The sequence below is a fragment of the Ruegeria sp. N11 genome, assembly GCF_056531525.1.
On record NZ_JBQFLX010000004.1, the window covers coordinates 19,025 to 45,553 of the forward strand.

Here is a 26,529-nt window from a genome sequence, read left to right on the forward strand (position 1 = left end):
GCTGAATTCCTGAGGAAAAACGAAATATGCCTACTATTCAGACCGACGAGTCCACAGGCGGAAAGAAACTGCCGTCGCACGCCAAAGTCGTTGTTATTGGCGGCGGCGTTGTTGGTTGCTCGATCCTGTTCCACCTGGCCAAGTTCGGTTGGAAGGATGCGGTCCTGCTTGAACGTGACGAGCTGACATCCGGCTCATCCTGGCACGCGGCCGGCGGTATCCACACCATCAGCTCGGATCCGAATATCTCGCGCCTGCAATCATATACGATCAATCTTTACAAAGAGATCGAAGAACTGTCCGGCCAATCTGTTGGTCTGCATCAGACCGGTGGCTTCTACGCCGCTTCTACCAAGGAATGGTATGACTACCTGAAGGGCGAGCGTTCGAAAGCGCGTTACATGGGCCTGGATCAGGAATTCATCTCGCCCAAGGAACTGGCTGAGCGTCATCCGCTGATCGATCCGGACCACTATCACGCGGTTCTGTGGGACGCGCAGGACGGCCATCTGGACCCGTCTGGCACGACCTACGCTTTTGCCAAGGCGGCCAAGGCGCATGGCGCCCAGTATTTCACCCACTGTGGCGCCACCGATATGACACAGCGCCCCGACGGCAGCTGGGACATTGTCACCCCCAAAGGCACGATCAATGCCGAGCACGTCGTGAACTGCGGCGGTCTGTGGGCGCGTGAGGTGGGCCATATGGCGGGCCTTCATCTGCCGGTTCAGCCGATGGAGCACCATTACCTGATCACCGAGCGCATGGACGAGGTCGTGAACTTTGGTCAGCAGCTACCGCACGGCATCGACTTTGAGGCCAACGTGTACTGCCGTCAGGAAGGGCAGGGCATGTTGCTGGGTACCTATGAGGCCCAGGCGACCCCGTGGAAAGTCGGCGGGACACCTTGGGACTTCGGTCATGAACTGCTGCCACCGGATCTGGATCGTGTGGCGGATCGTCTGGAAACCGCGTTCGAGCGTCTTCCGGCCATGGCCAATGCCGGGATCAAGGATGTGATCAACGGTCCGTTCACGTTTGGTCCTGATGGCAACCCGCTGATCGGTCCTGTTCCGGGCATGAAGAACTACTGGGTGGCGGTTGGTGTCATGGCAGGCTTCTGCCAGGGCGGAGGCGTGGGCCTAACCCTTGCGGAATGGATGATCGACGGCGAGCCATCCATCGATGTCTGGGCGATGGACGTGGCGCGTTTTGGTGAATTCGCGACACCGGACTGGGGCACAATCAAGTCGTCGGAAAACTACGAACGCCGGTTCGTGATGACCTTCCCGAACGAAACCCTGCCCAAGGGCCGCAAGCAGAAGACGACCGCGCTTTATGATCGCATGATCGCCAAGGGTGCGGTGATGGATCAGGGTTTCGGCCTCGAAAACGTACTCTGGTATGCCGACGGCCCGGAAGATGCGCACGAGGTTCCAACCTTTGAACGCAACCGGTCGCACGACTATGTCGCCCGGGAAATCAAGGCCGTGCGCGAAGCTGTCGGCGGCATTGAGATCGCCAACTTTGCCAAGCATGAGTTCAAGGGTGAGGGTGTTCGCGAATACCTGAACCATATCCTAGCCGGCTTTGTTCCCAAGCCCGGACGCCTGGCGCTGACGCCGATGCTGACGCCCAAGGGCAAGCTTTACGGCGATCTGACGGTTGCCTGCCTGGCCGAGGATCACTTTATGCTGTTCGGTTCCGGCGCAATGCAGGAAGCACACCGCCGCTGGTTCGAAAAAGACCTGCCCGCAGGCATTTCTTATGCCAACGTTTCGGACAACTGGCACGGGATTGCCCTGTCCGGCCCGAAATCGCGGGACCTGCTGGCCCGGATCACCCGTGACGATGTTTCAGCCGAAGCCTTCAAGTTCCGTGACCTGCGCCAGACCTTTGTCGGCGGCGTGCCGGTGATCATCAACCGGATCAGCTTCTCTGGCGAATTGGGCTACGAAATCTATTGCAAACCGCAATACCTGATGCGTCTGGCAGACGCCATCGAAGAGGCCGGCGCCGATCTGGGCTATCGCTGGTACGGCGCGCGTGCGTTGCTGTCGATGCGACTCGAGAAGGGCTGGGGTGTCTGGACGATGGAATACCGTCCCGACTTCGACGCTGTCGAATCCGGCATGGATGACTTCATCAACTGGAAGAAGGACTTCGTCGGCAAAGAAGCAACGCTGAAAGCCCGCGATGAAGGCGTCTCGCAGAAGTTGGTGACAATGACCATCGACGTCGAGGGGATCGACGTGGCCCATGACGAGGCGATCCTGAAAGATGGTGAACCGGTCGGCTACGTCAGCTCGGGCGGCTATGCGCACCATGTCGGCAAGTCGATGGCGATGGGTTACGTCGCAGCCGAGTTCGCAACGCCGGGAACGACGCTTCAGGTGGAAATTCTGGGCAACTTCTACGATGCGCTGGTTCTGGCAGGACCAATCTACGACGCCAACGGCGCAAACATGCGTTCTTGATCAGGAGAAAAACCATGGGGCGGCCAGAGAAAGACATAGATGTGGTTCTAAGTGAACTTGTTGAGGTGAACCGCTTCGTATTCTTATTGATGCCCGGGTTCTCTGCATTGGAACTGGGATCCGGTATCGACTCTCTGGCCGCCGCCAACGAAGCATTGGGTAAGGCTTTCTTTCAATGGAAAACAGCCAGCGAAACAGGGGATAGCATAGAATCTTCTTCAGGGCTGACAGTGACAGCCGATGGCGCCTTGCCTGATGTACGACGTGGGGATTGCATCGTTGTTTGCTGCGCCTTTAATTCCCAAGACTACCCCAAATCCGGGAAGACTGCGGCCTGGCTACGGCAAGCCGCACGACTTGGAGCACGGTTTTTCGGACTGGGAGGTGGCGCACTGTTTCTCGCCCGGATCGGCATAGCGAACGAGGGGCGCATCAGCGCGCACTGGAGAATGAAGCCTGTCTTTGAGGAAGGCTATCTGGATCTGGAGCCTGCCTGCACAATTTTTGAAGAGACATCCAACATCGTCTCCTGTGGGGGGGGAGCCGCTACTCTGGACCTTTTTTCTTCCGTGATCCGCGAAAAGGCGGGCCCGGAAACATCCAGTCAGGTCGCTGACCAACTCCTTTGTGGCTCTATGCGTGATGGAAATTGTCGTCAGAGTATGTCCAGCCTTTACGGTTCGAAACACCGGAACGAAAAGTTGTCCAAAGCACTGAGCTATATGCAGGAAACCTGGGAAGAGCCTGTTTCACCGTCGGTTATCGCTCGTCAGGTTGGGATATCGACACGGCAACTTGAAAGGTTGTTTAGCCGATATCTGGGAATGACCCCAAAAACCTACATGATGGTTCTAAGGCTCGAGAGGGCACGCGTATTGCTGCAGCAAACCCAGATGCGCGTGATCGACGTTGCTACGGCCTGCGGATTCTCAACACAAAGCGTGTTCTCCAAACACTACAGAAAGCACTTCGGCATAGCGCCTCGAGAAGAAAAGGTTGTGCTTGCGCACTAGCTTCGGAGAACGGCGTTGCAATCAACTCAGACAACACTGGTCACTACGGAACTAAACTGTGTCGGCGGCAAAGCAGAACACAGAACGATCTCTTATGCCTTCGGTGTCCCGATCAACAATACCGCAGAAAATCGCACCCCGCTTACGACAATGGGGGGACTTCGCAGATCAAGCTATGAACGCAGCTTGAATGAAAGGCCGCGCAAGTCGGGACGCGGCTTTTTTTGCTTGCAATCAAGCGTCTGAAAGGAAAGCACAAAATGAACACCCATTACAGTGATCGGCGCAAGATTGACCCTAGCCAGGGCGTTCGTCTTGGCGATGGGACGGCAAATGACGGCGACCGGGTCGAGATTGGGCCGACCGCACTTGCCCATGCTGAATGGCGCGAGGCGGGGTTGGCGCTGCCCGATTTGACCGAGATGCGCAAGGCCCGCCACAAGCGCCTGACCGACGCCATCGTGGCCCGCGGCTATGGGGGTCTGCTGATGTTCGATCCGCTGAACATCCGCTATGCGACCGACACGACGAACATGCAATTGTGGAACACCCACAACCCGTTCCGGGCCTGCCTGCTCTGTGCCGACGGATACATGGTGCTTTGGGACTACAAGAACGCGCCGTTCCTCGCCGAGTATAATCCGCTCGTCCGCGAGAGCCGATCTGGCGCTGACATGTTCTATTTCGCCCGTGGCGACCGGATTGGGCCAGCGGCCGACGCCTTCGCTGCTGAGGTGGCGGACCTGCTGGCCACCCATGCGCCGGGCTATACACAGATCGGGATAGACAAGATCCAGCCTGCGGGACTGGACGCGATCCGCCGAGCGGGGCTGGAGTATCGCGACGGCGAGGAAGTCACCGAACGCACACGGGGCATCAAGACCGAGCACGAGTTACGCGCCATGCGCTGCGCCATTCATTCCTGCGAGCGTTCGATGGCCGCCATGGAAGAGTTCGCGCGCGCAGAAATTCCAAACGGCGGGGTGACCGAGGACGATGTCTGGGCCGTGCTCCATGCCGAGAACATCAAGCGTGGCGGCGAATGGATCGAAACACGGCTGCTCACCTCGGGGCCACGCACGAACCCGTGGTTTCAGGAATGTGGGCCCCGGGTCATCGCCGAGAACGAGATCCTCGCCTTCGACACTGATCTGATCGGGCCATATGGCCTTTGCGCGGACCTCAGCCGTACATGGTGGATCGGTGACGAACTGGCGCCGAAACATATGTGCGAGAGTTACGCCGAGGCCGTCGAGCACATCCGCTACAACACGGCGCTCCTGCGCCCCGGCCTCCACATGGAGGAGCTGACACGCTCATTGCATGTGCTGCAGGACAAGTATCAGGCGCTGAAATATTCCTCTCCGATGCATGGTGTGGGCCTGTGCGACGAATGGCCATTGATCGCCTATCCCGACCGACTGGTGGACGGCGCCTTCGACGCCATTCTCGAACCCGGGCTGACGCTGTGTGTCGAAGCGCTGGTGGGTGAGGTCGGCGGCGACCACATGGTCAAGCTGGAGGATCAGGGAGTTGTGACTGAAAGCGGGTTCGAAACGATTTCGACCTACCCGCTCGATAAGCGCCTGATGGGAGAAACGGCCTAGCTGGCATTCGCAATATCCAAAGCCCGCCAGCAAACCCATGACACGGTCCGCTGACGGTTCGAAATTAGCATACAATGGAGGAAAGTATGAAACCACCTTTAGGCGAGTTGGACATTCCAGTTTCAGAGAGCGGCTTTTACGCAGGGTTCTCAAAGAACGTTGCCGTGTCCGCGAAAATCCTGGTGGGTTTGCTCATCGTGTGGGCCGTGGCCTTTCCGGAAAGTGCTGCAGAGACACTAGGAGCATTGAATGGCTTAATTCTGGCGAGCTTTAACTCTTGGTACATCTACGCGGTAGCGTTTTTCCTGATACTCTGCCTTGTTCTTGCGGCATTGCCGGCTTCCGGCAGACTTCGGCTGGGCCAGGACGATGAAAGGCCTGAATTTTCGAATTTCTCATGGTTTTCAATGATGTTCAGCGCCGGGATCGGCATTGGGATGCTGACCTTTGCGACGGCCGAACCGATTTACCACTTTCAGAACAACCCCCACGTAATTATGGGAGAGGTTTCCGCGCAATCGGTAGAGACCGTAAGGTCGGCTTATATCTGGTCATTTGCGCACTGGGGGCTATCGGCCTGGGCGTGTTACGCGATTGCCGGGCTGGGGTTCGCCTACTTCTCTTATCGCAGAAATCTACCACTTACGGTGCGCACCGCTCTTATCCCGCTTTTCGGCAAGTCGCTTTCGGGCCCGATTGGTCATGTCATCGATATCGTAGCCGTGGTGGCAACTATCCTGGGCGTTGCCCAGACCCTTGGCTTTGGTGTCGAGCAGTTTGTAGCCGGCCTTAACCGGATTGGTTTCGGTGACTGGTTGTTGGTGACCGGTGAGGGAGGAACACAAAAAGCGTCCTTTGCCGCCATCATCTTCGCCCTTGTGGTTATCATGGGTGCATCGACCCTGTCCGCACTTTCCGGTGTCGGCAAGGGGATCAAATGGCTCTCCAATATCAATATGGGGCTGAGCTTTTTCTTGTTGGCGTTCTTCCTGATTTTCGGTGCAACATTCTTTAGTCTGCAGGCCATGTTTGTCGGTATCTGGGATTACCTGCTGGCGCTGCCGGGAATCAGCTTTACCGTCTGGTCAGATGATGGAACCGAAACGGGCGCCGCACTCGCCGACTGGCAAGGCGGCTGGACGGTCTTTTACTGGGCCTGGTGGATCGCGGTGACCCCATTCGTTGGTCTGTTTCTTGCCAGGGTTTCGCGAGGGCGCACAGTGCGCGAGTTCGTGTTGGGTGCAATGCTTGTCCCGGCAATGATGTGTTTCATCTGGTTCGCCTTTGTTGGCGGTACGGCCATCCACCTTGAACTTACAGGTGAGGCTGGGGGCTCGATTCTGGGCGCGGGAATCTCAGACCAGCTGTTTGCGACACTGGCCGTTATTCTCAACGACAATCTGACATGGGTCTTCTCAGTTATCGTTGTGGTACTTCTTTTGACATATCTCGTGACCACGGCAGACTCCGCTGTTTTGATCGTAAATACAATCAACGCCGCGGGCGACGACGGCCCGAAAGCCAAGCCTCACATCTATTTCTGGGGTGTCGCTCTGGCATTGGTGGTCGGAGCCCTGCTTGTCATAGGGGGCCTGGGAGCCATTCAAACCGCCATGGTAATTGCAGCTTTGCCATTCAGTTTGGCGATGGTTCTGATGGGCTTTGCACTGATCAAGGCGATCTACAACGATAGCCGAAGACTTGCCGAAGGTGTTCCGACCACCGCCCCGGCATCTGCTGCGGAATGAAACTTGATAGTGATGAAAGGACTTCGAGATGAAAACGAGTAAATCTTTTGCAGCTATCAGTGTGGCGTCCGCGGTAACTGCCGCCTCCACAGCCTCGGCGGCCGACATGGTCATTGGCGTCCCGAACTGGCCATCGGGGGAAGCCACCGCACATATTCTGAAGGTTGCCTTGGAAAGTCGGCTGGACTTGGACGTCGAATTACAGGACAGCACCAATGCAGCCATGTTTGCGGCTATGGATGCCGGAACCCTGCATGTGCATCCTGAGGTCTGGCTGCCCAGTCTTGACTACCTTCGGCGGGAATATGTCGACGGCCGAAAAACGGTTCAGGTAAAGTCCAGTGGCCCCAAGGGGGCGCAAGGAATGTGCGTGACAAAGGACACGGCGGAACGCACCGGTATCACGGATATCAAGCAGCTTTCCGATCCGAAAATGGCTCAGAAATTTGATAGTAACGGAGACGGAAAAGGTGAAGTCTGGATCGGTGCAGAAGGTTGGACTTCCACTTCCATCGAACAGGTCCGTGCACGTTCTTACGGCTATCACAAGACTATGAGCCTCCGAATCATGGACGAAGCCGACGCCTTGGCAGAATTGGGGGCTGCTGCCGGGCGGAATGAGAATGTCGTATTCTATTGCTATCAACCGCACTACATGTTCGAAGTGCACGACCTTGTTGTTCTGAACGAGCCAGCACACGTTAGTTCAAAGTGGATTATCGTGCCGCCCAACTCGATCCCGGGCTGGTTGGAGAAATCAACTGCCGGTGTCGCCTGGGATACTGACGATCTTCATGTCAGCTACGCGACCAGCCTGGAAAGCGCGCAGCCTGATGCCGTCGCAATGCTAAGCAATGTCAATTTGGAGACCGAGATGCTCTCGGAAATGTCCTTTGCCTTGGCGGTCGAGAAAAAGGACCCCGAGGCATTTGCAAAGCAATGGGTTGAAGACAATTCGGCTGTTGTCGACAGTTGGTTCCAGTAGTGACAAACGTTATCAAAAATGCTTCGGGCGGTAACGAATTCCGCTAGAGTGTTTGATACTCTTACGCCTTCCGGTCCAGAAGACCGGGAGGCTGGCAATGGTGTTGATCGGCTTTGCTCTGATCAAGGTAATCATCAACGATAGCCGCCGGAACGCAGTTGGTGTTACCTCTACAGTTCCGGATGCAGACCCAATGGTGGCCGAATAAAGTTTGAATAGTCACTGAGTGCCTACAGATCGTTTGTGGGCGCTCTTTCCGCATTCAATCGGTGGAGTGAAAGGTGAAACAATTTCAAGGCAGCTGTCATTGCGGTTCTGTAGAATTCACATTTTCGGTTCCGGACATCGATCATGCAATGCGATGCGATTGTTCATTATGTTCCCGTAAAGGCATGGTGATGAGTGCAACAGTGGTACCGCCTGAAGATATAAAAATCAGGTGTGAGCAGGGTGTTCTCTCAACTTACCAATTTGGCACAGAAACGGCGCGGCACTATTTTTGCAATCGCTGTGGAATTCATACATTCGTCGAGACGCGGCTGAACCCGGGCCACTATCGAGTTAACCTCGGATGCATCGATGAGTTGGACGCTCTTCGCCTACCTGAGGTAATCTATGACGGAAGAAATCTCTGACGCGACCAAGGCGCCTCTTGTGGTCAGAACATCTGAAATGCAATGACGTGGCCAACGATCTAGCTCCGAGATGAATTGACATATGTGTACTGGCTCGGCTGCCCGAAACTGAAAAAGCGGCCAAAGGTACTGGGTACTACGCGGCTTCAGATTTCCTCAGCACCAGAAAGGTCATCATCCCCAGCGGTGGAAGGGGCCTTTGCTCTTCGACGGCAAGCATATCCTCTTGCAGCACCGTCTCGATCTCGAAATCAGAATGCCAGCCGATTGTATTTGCCAGCGGGGCAAATATGCGTTCCATAGATGCAAGCAGCCCTCGCTTACGTTGGAAATGGTTGGTGATCACCACTCTGCCACCCGGTTTGCAGACCCTCGCTATTTCCGCCATCACCGTTTCCGGTTCCGGAACGACGGACAGCACATGCATCGCTGCAACCGTGTCGAAATGGTTGTCGGGAAATTCTATCGTTCGGGCATCCATTTGCACCAGTGCTTTGACATGCTTTAGTGACATGGCCTGAACCTTGTCGCGGGCCTTTTCTAACATGTCTTCGCTGAAATCGATCCCTGTCACCAGCGTCTCGGCCCCGTAATGTTCCAGGGACAGTCCGGTGCCCACGCCAACCTCCAGAACCTTGCCGGGACGCCTATTGATGTATTCAACCGCGTGCTGTCTCCCGACATTGGTGACAGCCCCAAACGTCCTGTCATAGACGGGCGCCCAGCGAGCGTAAGAGGTTTGAACGGCCTTGATGTCCATATCGAGTCCTTAACGGTTAGAAGGTAATTCCCTGTCGAGCCATGCCCAGGCGACCATTCCCACATACCCGACACAAAGAGCGATGAGCGTGGCCCAGGCAAATGTCAGCAGCGCCGCCCCCGCAACAGCGACACCGATGAGCAAAAACTTCACGTTCTCGCGAGAAATCCGTGTGGCCTTGAAAGACCATGTTGGTATGCGACTGATGAGCAGAAGACCGATGATCACCATGTAAAGGCAGATCAATACACTCGGCAGCAACGGGGCATCGGCGAAAGCGAAAGACAAATACATTGGCAACATGACCAGAAGCGCCCCCGCAGGGGCGGGGACCCCCTCGAAATAGGCACTGTCCTGATCACATGTCTCGGATTTGCTGCTCACATTGAACCGGGCAAGGCGCATGACGCAGCACACAGCAAAGAACAATACCGCAATCCACGCCGCGCTGGGTATATCCTGTAGGACCCAAAAATAGAGAACGAGCGGCGGAGCCACTCCGAAGTTCAGAAAATCTGCAAGAGAGTCAAGCTCGGCCCCCAGCTTGCTGTCACTGCTGAGCAGGCGCGCAATGCGCCCATCTAATCCATCAAGCACACAGGCAGCAATTATCAACTGGACCGCGAGTACGTAGTTACCCTGAACACCAAATCTGATTGCTGACAGGCCCGCGCAAATGGCCGTTATGGTCAGCGCATTGGGCAGCAAATGGATTAGCGCAAACCCGGTCTCTTCCTGTTTGGGGGGGTCTCCCATTGATCCGCCTACCTATTTTTCTTTAGACATAGATAAACTGGCAAGGACGGTTTCACCCGCAATCATCGTTTGTCCGACACGCACTTGTGGATCCACGCCATCCGGAAGGTAAACATCCAGCCGAGACCCGAACCGGATCAATCCAAATCGCTCTCCGGTTTTAAGCGCTTCGCCTGGTTTTACGAAGCAGACGATCCGTCTGGCCACTAGACCAGCAATCTGGACAACAGCCAGATCCTGATTGTTTGTCATACGAATACGCAAGCTGTTGCGCTCGTTATCAGCACTGGCCTTGTCCAGGGATGCATTGAAAAACTTGCCGGGGCGGTAGGCAACTGCGGTAATCTCCCCTTCAATGGGGGTCCGGTTCACATGACAGTTGAAGACACTCATGAACACGCTGACACGGGTGAGAGGTGTGTCGGGCATCCCAAGTTCTTTCGGCGGTACCGCAGGTTCGATCAGCGAAACCACCCCGTCCGCCGGGCTAACAATCAGGCCTTCTTCTGTCGGTGGCACACGTTCAGGATCGCGAAAGAAATAGTAACACCAAACCGTGAAGCCGACGCCAATCCAGCCCAGAATGTCGGACAAGAGAAACAGACCGACCGTTATGGCGGCAAAGATTGCGACAAACCTAATGCCTTCGGGATGCATCGGTTTGATGAACGTATCGCGCATGCGCATTGCAAGCTTTCCCTCAGGTCATTTGACGGCACTGTCATAAGTGGATTGGTGTGGAACGCAAGTGTGACTAGCGCGACCGGCGTCAATTGATATTAGGGTGTTACAAGTTGATGGGCACTATTTACAGCACCTCGGCGCTTAGGCTTCGGCCTTGTGACCGGTAAGCCAAATTATGCCAAGTTGAAGGGCGTGGGCCTGATTTCGGACCTAATAGTTCAGTATCCGCTTCAGCCCCAAAGCGGTCCTTCAAAACCGAGTTTGCAATGTCCGAGATGCGGACAAACCTGCCGTTACTCATTGTTCTTTGCTGGACCAATCGTCATTCCCTCTAGCCTATTAGCAACGCGATCCTCCGAAAAAGGTGGAGTTGGCCCGGAACTTGGCTCGCCCACAGCAACCCAACGAGAGGCCATGCGCGGATCTTCTTCTGTTCTAATTCTGGGTAAGTCGTCGTGTATGTCGACCCAAGGGATTTGACTTTCGACGCCATAGTGAAGCTCAGGCGGAAAATCAGCTGGATTGTCGAGCGTCCCCACACGGATCGAATAGTATCCGATATCTATGATGTCGGTATAAATGCTCGTCCCGCAATTTTTGCAAAATGCGCGCTCAGAAAGCTTTGAGGAAGCGTACAAACCCGGTTCTTCGCCTTCGAATGTCACATTTTGCTTCTCAAAAATTGCCCATGCATTCAATGGCGAACCAAGAGCCAGCTGACAGTGTCTGCAATGGCAAAAGCCAACTGCAACTGGCTGAGACCAAACCTGGTACCGAGTCGCTCCGCAAAGACATCCACCTGCAGTGATCGGTTCACGTTTTGCAGCTGTGAGGAACGGCCAGCCAATCGGCTTGGTCTCTTCACCTGCAGCCGTCAAAGTCGAACGATAAGCCCGGACAGGCTGAACAATGTTTTTTAACTTTCGATGACCTAGGTCTACAAAGGGATGCTCAATTTTGTCTTTGACCTGATCAAACACGCTGCCCGAGATACAAAGCTCACTTGGTTTGGCAATTTCTTGAAGGCGTGACGCCTGATTCACGCCGTCCCCAAATATGTCATCTCCAATGACAACAATGTCGCCAATGTTTACACCGATGCGAAAAGTTATTTTCAAGTCGTCGGTGAAGTCGGCTTCCCGTTCCGCGATGACTTTTTGGATTTCCAACGAGCAGGCAACCGCATCTGCTGCTGTAGGAAACTCAATCAATAGGCCGTCACCCATTGATTTGACGACACGCCCGTGATGCGCTGCGACCCGGCGCGAAACGATGCCGTCGAAGCACACTCCGAGCCGCGCAAGAGTTCCCTCTTCATCAATTTGCATGATACGAGAGTAACCAACGACATCGATCGAAACGATGGCAGCAAGCTTTCTGATCTTCGGCTTTGGCATTTCGGCAAGTTACGTCAGATTAGAGAAGTCGCATAGTGTACATCGTTAATTCTAGCGATGAAACGCTTGTAAAGCTGTTTGACCTAGCCATCCAAAAAGCCATGACCGCTTATCGAACCCAAATTAATAGAGATCTCCCGACTGCTTTGGGCTCAACGCGGACATCGTAGTCATTTGGTCAGATATCCGCTTATGGACGGATGGCAGACCTAAACTTGCGAAACGTGAATGTCTGCTATGCGAACTATAGGGGCGCTCAAAGAGGTCGCTGAGCAGCAAGATCGTTGTGAAATCGAAGGGCTAAGTCCAGGCGACGGCTGTTCCAACAAGAACTAGTGCCATCCCGGCAGCTTCTTTGACTGAGTACACCTCTTCGAAGAAAAAATGAGAGACTACACCTAAAATTATGACTTCAGCTCCCATTACAGCCACGTAAATCAGCCCCAGTTTTTCATGCCCCAGAGCAGCAACTTCGAATGCGCCAGCTGTCAGTAAGGCAACAGCGATTATGGTTGCCACGCCCAGGCTGGGTAGTGTCCACCATGACTTCATGGCGACCATAGCAATACAATAAAAAAGAGCAGATAGCAGTGCGAGTGCAGCAACCATGTTCATGATTAAATCTCCCTCGATACTAACAAAATATCAGAATGAAACTCATTGAGATGTGACCTAATTCACAATGCAAATTTCAAATTTGCAGGAGTCAAAACTACAGATATTGTCAGCAGCCTAATAGGACGTTTCGTGCTCGGTTTGGTCATTCGCCGAAACTTCGCTAGCGACAGCGATGCGGACAAAGCTGAAACTCGAAGCAAGCCCTAAGTGCGCCGGCGAGACGGAGCTTCAACAACTCTGTCTCAGGTCTGCATGGTCCAAGGTGTGCTTGACGCCTCTACCATCTTCTTCCTTGATTACATGCTTGTGCGCGGGCAGCATAAAGGTGGTAGAGTTCAGTACGGCTAATTCCAGATCGACGAATTTACTTTGCGCTTGTTTCGCCTGTGTTGGGAGTATCAGTTGTGGTCAAGGCTTCTCCTGAGATACTTGCTGTTACAGAACGCTGGTTTGAGGCGATCAGGACCCTAAATACGCACGTTTTGAAGGACTACCTTTCCGACTCGGTCGATCTGCGCTTCATTGGAACTGGCGAGAATGAGTTTTGGAAAGGTCAGGTTGTCCGTGATGGAGTCGGCGAATTCATCGGCGAAATGCCAGAGCCGGATGTGTGGGAAGTTCTCGAAGCCGAAGCCTTCGAGAACGGAGAGACGGGCTGGTCTGCTTTTCTACATCGGGTTGGGTTTCCCGGGCTTCGAGATGATTACATCGTCCGCACGGTGCTGGTATTCGTCTTAGAGGGTGCGTCATGGAGGATCATTAATCGTCACGCCTCTCTTCCCTACCCAAACATAGATTTTGTAGGTAGCGAACAGTTGGCCATTCAAACTCTTGTGAAAGCTGCGCTCGAAGAAGGTCCGGAATTGCTTCAGGCAGAAGGTTTGGCCTCGGTGCTGTTTACTGATGTCGAAGGCAGTACGATGCTCGCGGCGGCCATGGGAGATCAGGGTTGGTCGGCGTTGATAGATCAGCATTTTCAGACTGTTGAGAGTATCGTCGCAACACATCGGGGGCAATTCGTGAAGTCGCTGGGAGACGGGACATTGTCCAGTTTCCAATCAGCGACTGAAGCGCTTCTGGCGGCGATCAAAATACAGGAAGCCGTGGCTTTGAGCGATGTGGAACCGCGCTTGGGCCTACGAGTTGGCATTCATACCGGCGACGTTGTTTTGGCGCGTGGCGACTTCTTCGGAACCGTGGTCAACAAAGCGGCTCGCATAACTTCATCGGCCAATCCGGGTGAAATTCTTGTGTCGGATGTGACGAGAGCCATAGTTGGGGGAAATCACGAGTTCGAATTTGCGGCCGTACGATCTTTGGTCCTCAAAGGACTTCCAGATGATCACAAAGTCTACCGTTTGCAATGGAGGCGATAGCTGCTCGCTGGGTATGACCTCGAAGATCAGCCCCGCCCCCGGGGGATAATTCAATCAAATTGCTCTTTTCGCGGAATGCCCTTGCAAAGTGAACACACCCACTCCGCAGTTCCATCAATTGGCCTGCCCTTGCTCTTTAAATCACGGTGGGAAACAACCTGCTGATCGCGGCAAAATGGACAGGTAGCAAGGGCAAATAAATCCGGAATATGGGTGACTTTCTTAGGTACGGGGTTGCAAACCATTTGGCACTCAACATTGAATTATACCCTGTTGGCTATCACATATCGCCGTTTTCTCCACGTCTGCTTTGGGCTCGATGCAGTCATCTGAGTCTTTCCGTCAGATGACCGCTTGTGGTCGGAAAGTGGGCACGGAAGCCATTACCCACTGATCTAAAAAAAGTTCGGGCTTTCTCCTTGAATGGACTGGACTTCACGACGGTTCAGAGCGGTACTGTCTGTGTCGAATATGCCCGGGATCACTGGGCTCCACTCAGTACAGGGCGAGGAATAAACCTTTGCCCTCAGAGTGGAGAAACACGATGACAACACCAATTGCGGCAACCCAAAATTCGGACAGAAACACGAAGGTTGCCAAAAAGCCGACCCGCCAAAAGCAGCTGTACAAAATGCTGACGCGGAAGTCCGGCGTCACAATCGCACAACTTCAACAGACCTTCGGCTGGCAACCGCATACGGCTCGGGCGGCGATATCCGCGCAGCGCAAAGCAGGACGTGTGGTCGACAGGGCGGAGACCGACAAGGGATCGATCTACCGAATTGTCGAAATGCAGGGCAACCAATGAAAGCGGAGCAAAACGAAGATGTTTCGATCCAAATATCAGAGATCGAAGCCCTTGATCGCGCAGCGTGCCTCGACCGATGGCGAGAGACCTTCGGGCGCTCACCACCGAAGTATCTTTCGCCACAGTTCATGAAGCGGGTGCTAATCTGGGAAACGCAGAACAGGGCGCTGGGCGGTGTGTCTGTTAAAACCACCCGACGACTGAAGCAGATTGCAGCTGGGAAAACGTTGACCACGACCGCCAAGCCCGGTTCTCAGCTTGTTCGAGAATGGAACGGGCGGACTTACCAGGTCGAGGTCGTTGAGGGTGGGTACGTCATGGACGGTAAAACCTGGCGTTCGCTGTCAGCCATCGCCAAGTATATCACCGGCGCCCATTGGTCCGGCCCGCGCTTCTTCGGGGTCCAGTGATGCGCCGGGTCCGCTGTGCGATCTATACCCGCAAGAGCTCGGAAGAAGGGCTTGAGCAGGACTTCAACTCTCTGGATGCGCAAAGAGAGGCCTGCGAAGCCTACATCGCTAGCCAGAAGCATGAAGGATGGGAGCTGCTCCCGGATCGCTACGACGATGGCGGGATCTCCGGCGGACATCTCGAGCGCCCCGCCTTGCAGGGGTTGATGCAAGCCGTGGATGACAAACGCGTCGATCAAATCGTGGTCTATAAGATCGACCGGTTGACCCGCTCACTGGCGGACTTCGCAAAGCTTGTGGAACGGTTGGATCAAGCCGAAGCGTCGTTTGTGTCGGTCACGCAAAGCTTCAATACAGCGACCAGCATGGGGCGGCTCACATTGAATGTTCTGCTCAGCTTTGCGCAATTTGAGCGAGAGGTCACGGCTGAGCGCATCCGCGACAAAATAGCTGCTTCTAAGCGCAAGGGGCTTTGGATGGGTGGCAACGTCCCTTTAGGCTATCAGGCAGATGGCCGGACGCTGAAGATTGAGCCGGAGGAAGCGGCGACTGTTAAAGCACTCTATGATCTCTATCTTGAGCATGGCCTCATCCGCGTTGTGAAAGAGTGCGCAGACGCGACGGACCTCAGATCTCGGCGGCGCGTGCGTGGGGAAGGGCTGGTGTCTGGCGGTATTCATATTGATCGCGGGCATATCCATCATATTCTGAGCAACCCGATTTATGCCGGGCGGATTCGTCACAAAGGCCAAGTTTATGACGGTCAGCATGCTGCGATCATCGCGCCTGAAGTCTGGGACCGGGTTCAGCAGATGCTGCAAGACGGGGCCGCAAAATCGCGAGGGGCCAAAAGCAAAGCCCGGCGATCCCTATTGGCTAGCAAGCTGTTCGATGAAACCGGCGACCGCCTGACACCCAGCCACAGCAGGAAGAATGGCACACGCCTGCGGTACTACATCTCCCACCGACTGGTGAAGGGCCGCAGCCAGAAGCATCCAGATGCTTGGCGTCTGCCTGCGGATGAACTGGAAACTTTGATCGCTGACGTCATCAGAAAAAACCTGAGCTGTCCGGATTTTGCTATAGCCCTCCTGCGGGACGTATCTGCTGCAGAGATCCCGGGCATCTCCACGAAATTGCAATCCATTAAAAGTGCGAAACAGTGCCTTGCTCTTGTCGCGCGAGTTGATCTCAAACCAGGCCAGGTGACTGTTCTTCTTGGCCACAGGGAAATAGCCGAGCAGCTTGAGTGCAAACTAGATCGGTTAGACATATCTGCCCTGTGCATCGAAGCTCCGTTCCGGATGCGCCGGCGAGGAGTCGAGCTGAAGTTACATCTGGGAGACGCACCCTCGGAGGCGGATCTCACTCTGGTTCAGAACATCGTCAAAGCGCAGCGGTGGATGGCTATGATCAAGAGCGGAAAGACCTTTACCGAAATCGCAAAGACGGAAAGCACATCCAAGCGCCGCGTTCAGGATGTAGTCGATCTGGCGATGCTGGCGCCGGACATTCTCGACTCCATCGCATTAGGCGAACAGCCGGATGGCCTCACGTCTAACTATCTCATCAGGTCAGGCGTCCCGGCTCTCTGGTCTGAGCAACGCGAACGGTTTGCTAAGCTCTGAGCAAAACCTCTCCAAAATCTACCAAACTCGTACCGCCGAATTGGCAAACCGAGATTAAGGGCCGAAATCGGCCGTTTTTACTGCCTATCCCATGTCTCTGTCGAAAGTTGCTTGAGCCAAGGTGCGGAAATCACGCAGCAATATCGACGCAAACTCTCGTGAGCTGAAGATTAGTGAGTGGGTGGCTGTGCTCGCAGTCTCCAGCTATCCAGTCTCGCGATTTCCCTTAGAACAGGGAAATTAACAGGGAAATTTCGAAAGCACATTCCTATGTCGGGGCGGGGGTATTCTCTTGTACCAGAGCACTGTGTTCCGAATTGCGGCCTCACCGCTTAATCGGCCGAATTCCTGTCTACTAGAACGCTCAAGGCACCGCTTTAGTCAACTCGAAAGAGAACGAAACTTAAGGACCTTCGCTGCATTTGTCATCCAAAATCATATACTTAGCTTGACTTGGGTGGCGACTCATTATATTAAAACAGCGTGGCGAGATGCCCGGCCGAGGATTTCGGTGTCTCGTTAAAATTGTGATGGACGACCTTTTTGGTATTCCCGTCTCGGCCTGGTCGACGCCCCATCGCGACTTTCCTGAAACTGGATTTCAAGGAGGGCGTGATGACGACCTATCCAAAGCCGGCGAGTCCGCAACATTCAATCGCTAAGAAAAACGATCTGCTTTCTGAATTGTGCGTTGAGGCAGTTTCAATCAACGATTTGCAGCACGCAAAACACAATGTTCAAAAGCAGAGCAATCGGCAGATAGCCAAGTGCCGAGCGTCGATCGGACGTTACGGCTTGAAGCGTCCGGTTTTGATCACAGCAGACAACGAAATCATCGACGGTCACGAGATCGTCGAAGCGGCCCGTCAACTCGAGCTGACGGAACTCCCGTGCATTCGAGTGGCGGATCTCACAGACTTAGAAGTTCGTGGCTTGAGAATTGCCCTGAACCAGATACAAAAAACCGGGGAGTTTGACCTGCCCAAGCTGACTCTCGAACTGGCCTACCAGCTCGAGTTCAACACGGATCTGACAGATCTCGGATTTGACCCGCCGGAACTCGATGGGCTGTTTGAGACGCTGCCTGAAGAGGGGAGCGATCCAGACCTAGCGGATCAGATCGCTTGCTCGATACACTCTGCGTCCCCAGTCACTCAGGTCAATGATGTGTGGCGGGCTGGAAATCATCTGGTTGCATGCGCCGACATGCGGAACTGTGGTCTGTTATCTAAGCCGCTTGGCGAAAAACCAGTCGATTTGGTCTTTGCGGACCCTCCTTATAACACGAAGGTCAACGGTCACATACGCGTCGGCAACTCCGGATTTAATGAATTTGCTGAAGCGTCAGGCGAGATGTCGATCGAAGAATTCATCCTGTTTCTGATCGCCTTTCTGAAGAGCGTGTTGTCCAGGCTGAAGCCCGGTGGCCTCATATACTGTTGCATGGACTGGCGGCATGAGTGGGAACTCCACCAGGCGATCCGGGCGACGGGTCTCGAGCTGCTGAATAAATGCATCTGGGTGAAGCCAAATGGCGGGATGGGATCGTTCTATCGGTCCCGTTATGAAACGGTGTTTGTGCTGAAGAAGACCGGCGCATCGCACACCAACAACGTTCAATTAGGCTCATACGGTCGATATCGGACGAATGTCTGGGAATATGCTGGCGCCACCGGTGGACGGGCGGACGAAGCAGACGACTTTACGCTGCATCCGACGGTCAAGCCGGTTCGCCTCGTACAGGATGCCATCCTCGACGCGTCGGCGGTTGGTCAGATTGTTATGGATCCATTTTTGGGAAGCGGCACAACGCTTTTGGCCGCAGAACGAACCAAACGTGCCTGTATCGGGTTGGAGATCTCGCCTGCCTATGTGGATGTGGCAATCCGTCGTTGGCAAGAGCTGACTGGCAAACAGGCAACTCTTCTAAAGACCGGCCAAACCTATGCTGAGAGGGCGGCAGAACTTGCGGTCGGGACCGATGAGTGCGCCGAACCAGAAACTCTGGAAAACGATTCCGGGACGGAGGAAATATTCTGATGAGCAACAACAAGAACCGTTCCAACGTTGGGTTCGGCAACCCGCCAGATGCCCACAAGTTCAAGCCCGGTCAGAGTGGCAATCCTGGCGGGCGACCAAAGGGCTCAAAATCATGGAAAACCGTTATTGAGGCTGAGCTCAGCACGGAGATTGGCCTGAAGGAACAGGGCGTCGAATTGAAAGTCACCAAAATGGAGGCTTTTGCTAAGCGCCTCGTGTCGGACGCACTGGCAGGAAATCCCAAGGCGTTGGGCGAATTGCTCCGGCAGCTCAACAAGTACTTTGGCGATGTGACACCAGCCGAAGCAAAGGATTTGCCTGCCAGTGAAGCAGATGCCCGCTTGCTTCTGAAATACGCTGAGAAAGCAATAAAGACCAAGGTTCAAAACGGAGGGGTCGATGACCAAGCCAACGAATTCTGAGTTCTACGCTCTTCTCCGGCTAAGCTTTTTGGCCTTCGTCGCAAAGGTTTTTGAGACCTTGCATAACGGCAAGGAGATGCACGACAACTGGCACATTGAAGCGATTTGTCATGCGCTCGTTCAAGTCCAAAATGGAACCGAAAAACGTGTCATAATCAACGTTCCGCCGCGGAGTCTTAAGTCGATCATCGTTTCCGTGGCATGGCCCGCGTACTTGCTTGGGCACAATCCAGGACAGCAAATCTTTGTTGTTTCGCACAATCTCGACTTGGCAACCGGTCTTTCCAATAAATTCCGTCAGATCGTTAGTGCCGACTGGTACGATAAAACGTTTCCGACAATGTCCGCGCCGCCGCAAAAGGATAACGAACGGATCTTCGTGACCGACGCTGGAGGGTTCAGAGAGGCTCTTTCGGTCAACGGTGCTGTTATCGGGAAAGGGGCAGATATTTGCATCATGGACGATCTGCTGGACGCATCAGAGGTGGCAACTGAGACCGGCTGCGCGAAGGTCAATGATTGGATTGATACCTCGCTCTCAACTCGGCTCAACAATCCGTCCGAAAGCGCGATGGTTTTGGTGATGCAGAGATTGGCCATAAACGATCCGGCAGCACACCTACAAACCCAGGAAGATTGGAGTTGTGTCAGCCTGCCAGCAATCGCCGAAAAGGACCAAATTGTCCCGATCAGCGATACCGAAGAATATCACTTCGACAAGGGCGAGCTACTTGATGCGGCGCGGTTGCCAATGGATGTCCTGGACGTTCAGAGGGCCAAGCTGGGTAACGCAAACTTCCTTGCTCAGTATCAACAACGCCCTGTTCCCGCGGGTGGCGGCGAGATCGATATCAGTCTCTTCCGGCGCTATAAGACCCTGCCAAAAGCATTTGATGCTCGATTCCTGAGTGTTGACGCAGCCTCAGGCACACAGTCAGGGTCATACAACGTCATTCAGGTGTGGCAAGTGACGAACGGAAAAGTCTATCTGGCGGACAATCAACGCGGATATTGGAACTTTCCGCAGCTGAAAAAGCGGGTGATCGATACTCAGACCCATTGGAAGGCTGACTTTGTTGCCATAGAGCGTGCCAGCTCTGGTCTGGCCCTCATTGATGTCCTTTGGGAGTATTACCCTGACAATATTCGGCGTATTCTGGTTCAGGGACTTAAATTTAAAGGTTTGTCGAAAGAAGACAGGGCTGCCAAAGCCATGGTCCTCGTGGAACAAGGCCTGGTTCACATACCTTATGAAGCCGACTGGCTAAATGATCTTTTAGCCGAGCTTGGCGCGTTTCCCGCGGGGTCAAACGATGATCAGGTTGACGCTTTCTCACACGCCATTGAGTTTTTTCGTAAGTGGCTCGAGAGCCGCTTCAACCCGGAATACAGGGGGCGAGGGCGTGTCTTGAAATAATGGTGATCTGTTCTTCTCGTGTGAAAACGAGTTCTGGATAAATGCCAGGCGTCAGAGGTACGTTGGCCGCTGAACGGTAAGGACTTGCAACGGACGTGTCATTTGAGGCGCAACAGCGACCTTCGCGGTTCGCTACCGTGCTATCAATCATCCAATGGCTGCGATATCTGGCGCTCGTTCTGTCACTCTCCGTCGACTGCGAAGCGGACAACGCTGACCTTTTGCGCTTACTTCGATGCGAGGTTTCGGAAAATGATTGCGCAACGCAACAACAATGCCCGGACCTTGTACTTTACCAATCTGGAAAACGTGTCGTGACGTAGCTGGGGAGCCAGACTGAAAACAGCCGTTTCAGCGTGGATCTCAGTACAATGCCCACTGTTATTTTCGCGGGGCTTCCATCCATTGGAGAGTAGCCAATCGCTTGCCGTGTTTCGTTGATATTCCAGCGCATCCCCGGGTTATCTGACATTAGGTTTAGGGCTGCGAAGGAAATATCCTTGGCATCTATTGCGGCGCGCATTCCGCTTAGAAAGTCCCGATCACTCAACCACATTTCCTGACCCCACCGACCCATCGCCATGTGTGTGCCGGGTTGGTTGTCATGCGTCCATTGTGTCCAGCCGATGCGCAAGCAGATGACCGATAGTCCGTGATGCTCGGCGAAATAGGCCCCTGTCCGTTCACAGAATAGCTTTGACATGCCGTAGGCGTTTACTGGCCCTGGTGGTGTCGTGCTGTTGAGCACCTCATGCGTGAACCTTTTGTCGCCGTGAACCCAATTGGAGCTGGCAAGAACCACGCGGCTGACGCCCATGGCTGCCGCATGGTGATAGAGTGAAAGCGTTGCATCCATATTGTGATTGATCGCGGAAGCCCAAGTGGCGGAAGGCTCTCGGTCTCCGGCAAGATGTACGATAACGTCCACTCCCTTTAGCAAACTGACCCAACTGCTGTCGTCGGACAGGTCTGCTGTGTGAATGTCGGGATGATCAACGGGACGGATGTCGATGCCAGAGACGGTGTAATCGGGGTCGCTTTCTAGCGCGTTGAAGAGTTTGCGGCCGAGATGCCCGCCTGCGCCTGTAATCAAGACATGCATGAAAGGAACTCCTTGTTGTTTGTGAGCCCCAATGGCATTTGGGTTGCATCTTCATCCGTCAAGACGCGGAACATCTGCCGAAAACTCAGCGTTTCATTCGGTGCGAGCTTGCGTGCCGGGGAGTGCCACTCCGCTTCGCAATAGGCGTAATCGGCTGAATTAAAGACCTCAAACGGATAGTCGTGTGCAAATTGATCGCCCTTTTGAGGTTCCGGTACCGAGCACATTAGCAACGGGGCATCAGCGCCGCACCGTATCAATGTACGACCGTTGGGGTTCGGTAGCCCGACCTTGAATTCCTGCTGTCTGTTGCAATCCAAGACAATGCCATTGCCGTGCGTAGCTATCATCCCTTCGGCAGAGCCAAAAACAGGATAAAATGCAGGGTCTTCCAATTCGACACCGACCTTGGTGGGGGTGTTAAGCATCATGACTGACCAAATGCCGGTCAGGCGCGAGGAGGTCCCATGGTTGACCACGATGTGTTCTATTTCCCAGCTTTCCGCCGAGGTCAGCGTGATGCGGCGCGACACTGACAAGTGCGACGTCGGGCATAATGCGCTGGTCATGTCGATACGAGTGCTGCTTCTTGAAGTGATCTGGTAAGAGCCGCTGTCCAACACGGGAAACGGAGCGCCGTTTACCCATGATGCATCCGGGGCGATCCAAGTCTTCTCGCCGCCCCAGAGCGGAAAACCAAATTGTGGAGAGCGTGTGGGCAGATCAGTAAGCTGGGTACTATCGACATCGAAACCGTTGAGATCCGCGTTTTGAAATAGGAGGGAGCGCCCTTGGAAGTTTACATCCCATAGGCGGCCCCCGATGCCGGGCAGGAGTGTCAGTTGCAGATCGTTTTGCTGCAGGTGGAGAACGCTCCATCTGTCCGACATGTAACCCCCTCATATCGGTTTCCCGGCGCGATAGAATGCACCGGGACAATCGCCTAGGTGTGCTTGAACTGGACGACGTTCTCGGCAGTAATCGGCATAACCCCGGTTTCAACGCGCTCGGGTAGAGGATTGATGCCAGCCGCCTTCCAATCGGGCAAGACCTTCAGCGCGTCAGTGTTCTGCCAATGCATCATGTGGAAGGCGAGAAAGATCTCAAGATAGGATTTCTGAGCCACTGCGCCGTGAATTGTGCCGTCTTCGATATAGGGAAGCATATCATCATTCCGGTCCATCGCGACGATCTTGATGTCCTTGCGTCCCGCCTCATTGACTGCAATTGCCGCGCCTTTGCCGCTGTCGCCGTCCGTGCCGCCAATGCCAACAATATCAGGGTTCGCCTGAATTGCCTGAAGGTAGGCTGTCGGCGCATAGGACGGGTCGGCCTTGTCGTTGACGACGTCGACGACCTCGATATCTGGGTATTTCTCGGCAAAGATTTGTTTGTACCCTTCGACACGCTCCAATGTGGAAGGGGCAGGGAAAGTGCCGAGGATAACTTTACCCTTACCGCCAATCGCTTGCGCCAGCATTTCGCCGCCGACTCGTCCTGCCTGAACGCCGTTGATACCAAGGAATGTGGACCGGGGACTGTCGGGAATATCGCCAATACAACATGTGACTGGAATGCCAGCCTCCACCGCACGTTCAACGCCGGGGGCCAGAGTGGCTGGATCACCGGGGAAGATAAGGATGCCTGCGGGACGTCTTGCGATCAGTTCATCCAATTGGCGTGCTTGTGCGGCCGTGTCGAAATCCAACGGGCCCGTGAATGTGGCCTTGATGCCCATCAGTTCCTCAAGGTCTTCCATCGCATTTCGATAGTCCACCCAGAAAGGCACCTGCGTGACGATGGACAGGAACACATACTCCTTGCCGGCCGCTTGTGCCATGGCTTCTTTGGACAGCATGGGCAGTCCGAACGCTGCGGCCAATCCAGCGGTGGTGCCCGCTGTCAGCAGCCTGCGCCGATTCACATTCAATTCAGTCATCGTAGTCTCCCTGTTTTGGATCTTTGGTTGTTGTTGAGTTTTGGAAAGCTTCGGGCTCAGCCCCGTTTGCTTCGGATCAGCATGTCCAAGGCGACCGCTGTAACGAGTACACCGCCGATGACAATCATCTGCCAGTAGATCGATACGGCCAGCATCGTCATGGTGTTGTTGATCAACGCGACGAAAACGACGCCGAGGAAAGCACCAAGAATAGTACCTTCCCCACCGCGTAGGGATGCGCCACCGATGACAGCCGCAGCCAGAACCTGAAGTTCGATACCGTTGCCTGCCGTGGGCGTACCGCTCATCAGGCGGGACGCCAGCAATACACCCGCCAAAGCAGCCAGAATACCGGTCAGTGCGTACAGGATGATACGCACGCGTGTTACATGGATGCCTGACAACATCGCGGCCTTTTCATTGGCGCCGATGAAATAGACCTGACGGAAAAAGCGTGTATGGCGGACGGCTAGGTCAAACAGGACGACCAGCAGAATGGTGAACAAGACGATTACCGGAAAACCGCCTATGTCGGCCTTGCCGATCCAGGCAAATGATGCCGGCAGGCTTGAAACAGAAAAACCTTCGGTCAAGACAAGAGCGATGCCTCGCGCGATCGACATCGTGCCGAGGGTCGCGATAAGCGGATTGATCCCGAGTCCGGTCACCAGCAAACCGTTCACTACGCCGACAATTCCACCCAGCACTAATCCGCATACCACCGCGAGCGGAATTGGCATGCCAGTCAAAAGTAGCATGGCCACGACGGTAGAAGACAAAGCCATTACCGATCCAACGGAAAGATCGAACCCGCCGGATGCAAGTAGTATCGCCATACCGATCACGATGATCGCGGTGGGGGCCATGCCCACGGCCACGGCTCGAAAGTTCGAGAAGCTGAGGAAATAGGGATTAACGTTGGACATCACGATGATGATGGCGGCGATCAGAACGATCAGCGTCAGTTCACGAATATCGACAAAAGCTTGTAAAACACGGCGCAGTAGCGGACGCTTCATGGGCAAGTTGGCTTGAGCGGTCATGGTCACGTCGCGACTCCTGATTGATTGGTTTGGGGTGCGTCCACAATTGGAACGGAATTTCCGGCGGCCATTTGAAGAAGCGTGGTTTCGGTTGCCTCAGCGGCTGCGATGTCTCCCATGAGGCGACCGTCGTGGACGACAAGGATGCGGGTTGAGAGAGAGACAAGTTCGGGAAAATCGGATGACACGACGAGGATGGCCATTCCCTCGGCTGCTCGACGTAAAAGCTCCGTGTGGATTTGGAATTTGGCTCCGACGTCGACCCCTTTTGTGGGCTCCTCGATAATCAGAAGAGCTGGCGCGCGTTTGAGCCACTTGGCCAACATGATCTTTTGCTGATTGCCCCCTGACAGATCACCAACAAGTTCGTTAATCCCGCTGGTTTTGACACTGAAGGCGTCAATGGCTGCTTGGCTGGCTGCTTTGATCGAGCCCGAACGCATGAGCCCAGCAGACGAATGATCGGAAAGACTGGCCGCGATCAGGTTGTCGCTGAGTGATTGTTCCAGAAAGAGGCCTTCAGTCTTGCGTTCCTCGGGAACAAACCCGACCCCAGCACGCATCGCCTGCCGCAAGGACGCAAAGTTAACAGGCTTGCCGTGAAGTCTGATCTCCCCGGTCTCGCCATGCATCAGCCCGACAATCGATCGAACAATCTCGCTGCGGCGAGCGCCCATCAACCCTGCCATCCCTACAATCTCTCCGGCTTTAATGGAGAAAGAAATGTATTCGAATTCACCTGGATGGGTTAGGTCTTGGACATGCAAAACCTCTTCGCCGTTAACCTTACCTGACCGCGTGACATCACCGGGGTGAGCGCCACCGATCATCTCGGCAACGACTTGTTCCTGAGAAGTTTCCGAAACCGGTAAAGTGCTGATGTGGTGCCCATCTCGCAAAACGGTAATGCGATCCGAGATCTGGAAAATCTCAGCCATATGGTGGCTGACATAGACGATGCCAATCCCTTTTTTTGTCAGGGACTTTAGGACATCGAATAGTGCGTCTACTTCGTCGGGTGCCAATGCCGACGTCGGTTCATCCAGCAAAAGGACGCGGGAATTCAACGACAACGCCTTGGCGATTTCAACAATCTGGCGTGAGCTGATCGGCAAGTTTTCCACGGATGTTGAAACGTCGATATTCAGACCGAATTCCGCCAGCAACGCCTCCGCTCGGCGGCGCAGTTCAGGCCAGTCAACTACACCAAACCGGGTGGGTACGCGGCCCGCGTAGATGTTTTCCGCAACAGAGAGCGCGCCAGCGAGGCTGAGCTCTTGGAAAACACAGCCGATGCCCAGGGATTGCGCATGCGACGGGCTTTCGACCCGCTGTTCCTTCCCGTCGCACAGGATGCGCCCAGCAGAAGGTTGGTGAAGCCCATAAAACAGGCCGAGACAGGTGGATTTGCCAGCGCCGTTTTCCCCACAAAGCGCGTGAACTTCGCCGGGTCTCAATTCAAAGTCGATGCCATCCAAAACAATGTTCGTGCCGAAGCTTTTGCCAACCCGATCCAGCTGGATCAGTGGCTGTAACCCCGGTGATTCAGGTTTCATTGCTGGCGTCATTCAAGCTTCCTCCCGCTTTTTGATTGGCATCTGATATCTCAGATGTCAACTGAAAAAGAAAAGACCGGGAGGTGCCCAAGAGAAAGGGGCGGCGCC

Annotated in this window: 23 protein-coding genes; 13 read left to right on the forward strand and 10 right to left on the reverse strand. The window is 54.5% G+C overall.

Annotated features, from left to right (window positions below):
• The first annotated feature begins 26 nt into the window (after positions 1-26).
• From ACR0J8_RS05145 to ACR0J8_RS05170, 6 genes are all read left to right on the forward strand, one after another.
• On the forward strand, positions 27-2,477 hold the full coding sequence (locus ACR0J8_RS05145; RefSeq protein WP_480889024.1) for a GcvT family protein: 2,451 nt from the start codon (positions 27-29) through the stop codon (positions 2,475-2,477).
• 14 nt (positions 2,478-2,491) lie between these two features.
• Entirely contained in the window at positions 2,492-3,490 is a 999-nt protein-coding gene (locus ACR0J8_RS05150; protein ID WP_480889026.1) for a GlxA family transcriptional regulator, read from the forward strand.
• Positions 3,491-3,750: 260 nt separating this feature from the next.
• Complete coding sequence (gene dddP / locus ACR0J8_RS05155; protein WP_480889028.1) at positions 3,751-5,097, forward strand: dimethylsulfonioproprionate lyase DddP; 1,347 nt, start codon at positions 3,751-3,753, stop codon at positions 5,095-5,097.
• Between the two features lie 86 nt (positions 5,098-5,183).
• Positions 5,184-6,845, forward strand: coding sequence for a BCCT family transporter (locus tag ACR0J8_RS05160; protein WP_480889030.1), 1,662 nt, complete (start codon positions 5,184-5,186; stop codon positions 6,843-6,845).
• Between the two features lie 28 nt (positions 6,846-6,873).
• Entirely contained in the window at positions 6,874-7,830 is a 957-nt protein-coding gene (locus ACR0J8_RS05165; RefSeq protein WP_171185207.1) for an ABC transporter substrate-binding protein, read from the forward strand.
• 281 nt (positions 7,831-8,111) lie between these two features.
• On the forward strand, positions 8,112-8,465 hold the full coding sequence (locus ACR0J8_RS05170) for a GFA family protein (RefSeq protein WP_170815399.1): 354 nt from the start codon (positions 8,112-8,114) through the stop codon (positions 8,463-8,465).
• 136 nt (positions 8,466-8,601) lie between these two features.
• Here the strand turns inward: ACR0J8_RS05170 and ACR0J8_RS05175 are convergent, their stop codons facing one another.
• The 5 genes from ACR0J8_RS05175 to ACR0J8_RS05195 form a co-directional block, all read right to left on the reverse strand.
• Positions 8,602-9,225 (reverse strand): class I SAM-dependent methyltransferase, encoded by a 624-nt coding sequence (locus ACR0J8_RS05175; RefSeq protein WP_171185203.1) that lies wholly within the window; start codon positions 9,223-9,225, stop codon positions 8,602-8,604.
• A 9-nt stretch (positions 9,226-9,234) separates the two neighbouring features.
• The gene (pssA, locus tag ACR0J8_RS05180) at positions 9,235-9,981 is read right to left on the reverse strand and encodes a CDP-diacylglycerol--serine O-phosphatidyltransferase (RefSeq protein WP_170335106.1); all 747 of its coding nucleotides are present in this window, start codon (positions 9,979-9,981) and stop codon (positions 9,235-9,237) included.
• Between the two features lie 12 nt (positions 9,982-9,993).
• Positions 9,994-10,668 carry a phosphatidylserine decarboxylase gene (locus ACR0J8_RS05185; RefSeq protein WP_171185201.1) on the reverse strand — a complete coding sequence of 225 codons (675 nt, stop codon included), beginning with the start codon at positions 10,666-10,668 and terminating at the stop codon, positions 9,994-9,996.
• Between the two features lie 290 nt (positions 10,669-10,958).
• Positions 10,959-12,062 (reverse strand): GFA family protein, encoded by a 1,104-nt coding sequence (locus tag ACR0J8_RS05190; protein ID WP_480889034.1) that lies wholly within the window; start codon positions 12,060-12,062, stop codon positions 10,959-10,961.
• Positions 12,063-12,362: 300 nt separating this feature from the next.
• On the reverse strand, positions 12,363-12,677 hold the full coding sequence (locus ACR0J8_RS05195) for a hypothetical protein (RefSeq protein ID WP_170383373.1): 315 nt from the start codon (positions 12,675-12,677) through the stop codon (positions 12,363-12,365).
• A 407-nt stretch (positions 12,678-13,084) separates the two neighbouring features.
• Here ACR0J8_RS05195 and ACR0J8_RS05200 point away from each other — a divergent pair, with 407 nt between their 5' ends.
• From ACR0J8_RS05200 to terL, 7 genes are all read left to right on the forward strand, one after another.
• Entirely contained in the window at positions 13,085-14,056 is a 972-nt protein-coding gene (locus tag ACR0J8_RS05200) for an adenylate/guanylate cyclase domain-containing protein (protein ID WP_480889036.1), read from the forward strand.
• A gap of 544 nt (positions 14,057-14,600) precedes the next feature.
• On the forward strand, positions 14,601-14,864 hold the full coding sequence (locus ACR0J8_RS05205; protein ID WP_058279951.1) for a DUF3489 domain-containing protein: 264 nt from the start codon (positions 14,601-14,603) through the stop codon (positions 14,862-14,864).
• Complete coding sequence (locus ACR0J8_RS05210) at positions 14,861-15,274, forward strand: DUF2924 domain-containing protein (protein WP_170476725.1); 414 nt, start codon at positions 14,861-14,863, stop codon at positions 15,272-15,274. The genes ACR0J8_RS05205 and ACR0J8_RS05210 overlap by 4 nt, the downstream gene beginning before the upstream one ends.
• Complete coding sequence (locus tag ACR0J8_RS05215; RefSeq protein WP_480889038.1) at positions 15,274-16,902, forward strand: recombinase family protein; 1,629 nt, start codon at positions 15,274-15,276, stop codon at positions 16,900-16,902. Before ACR0J8_RS05210 ends, ACR0J8_RS05215 begins: the two co-directional genes overlap by 1 nt.
• A gap of 615 nt (positions 16,903-17,517) precedes the next feature.
• The gene (locus ACR0J8_RS05220) at positions 17,518-18,942 is read left to right on the forward strand and encodes a site-specific DNA-methyltransferase (protein WP_480889040.1); all 1,425 of its coding nucleotides are present in this window, start codon (positions 17,518-17,520) and stop codon (positions 18,940-18,942) included.
• On the forward strand, positions 18,942-19,364 hold the full coding sequence (locus ACR0J8_RS05225) for a DUF5681 domain-containing protein (RefSeq protein WP_480889041.1): 423 nt from the start codon (positions 18,942-18,944) through the stop codon (positions 19,362-19,364). Before ACR0J8_RS05220 ends, ACR0J8_RS05225 begins: the two co-directional genes overlap by 1 nt.
• Positions 19,342-20,781, forward strand: coding sequence for a phage terminase large subunit (terL, locus tag ACR0J8_RS05230; protein WP_480889043.1), 1,440 nt, complete (start codon positions 19,342-19,344; stop codon positions 20,779-20,781). Before ACR0J8_RS05225 ends, terL begins: the two co-directional genes overlap by 23 nt.
• A gap of 292 nt (positions 20,782-21,073) precedes the next feature.
• Here the strand turns inward: terL and ACR0J8_RS05235 are convergent, their stop codons facing one another.
• Genes ACR0J8_RS05235 through ACR0J8_RS05255 form a run of 5 tightly spaced genes read right to left on the reverse strand, consistent with a single transcriptional unit; the run spans position 21,074 to position 26,421 of the window.
• Positions 21,074-21,883, reverse strand: a complete 810-nt coding sequence (locus ACR0J8_RS05235; protein ID WP_171133842.1) for an NAD-dependent epimerase/dehydratase family protein — start codon at positions 21,881-21,883, stop codon at positions 21,074-21,076.
• On the reverse strand, positions 21,871-22,773 hold the full coding sequence (locus ACR0J8_RS05240; RefSeq protein ID WP_480889046.1) for a hypothetical protein: 903 nt from the start codon (positions 22,771-22,773) through the stop codon (positions 21,871-21,873). The genes ACR0J8_RS05235 and ACR0J8_RS05240 overlap by 13 nt, the downstream gene beginning before the upstream one ends.
• A 53-nt stretch (positions 22,774-22,826) precedes the next feature.
• The gene (locus ACR0J8_RS05245) at positions 22,827-23,822 is read right to left on the reverse strand and encodes a substrate-binding domain-containing protein (protein WP_010437236.1); all 996 of its coding nucleotides are present in this window, start codon (positions 23,820-23,822) and stop codon (positions 22,827-22,829) included.
• A 56-nt stretch (positions 23,823-23,878) separates the two neighbouring features.
• Complete coding sequence (locus tag ACR0J8_RS05250; RefSeq protein ID WP_174818509.1) at positions 23,879-24,865, reverse strand: ABC transporter permease; 987 nt, start codon at positions 24,863-24,865, stop codon at positions 23,879-23,881.
• 2 nt (positions 24,866-24,867) lie between these two features.
• Positions 24,868-26,421: a sugar ABC transporter ATP-binding protein gene (locus ACR0J8_RS05255; RefSeq protein ID WP_480889048.1), complete on the reverse strand. Its 1,554-nt coding sequence runs from the start codon at positions 26,419-26,421 to the stop codon at positions 24,868-24,870.
• Positions 26,422-26,529: the final 108 nt, after the last annotated feature.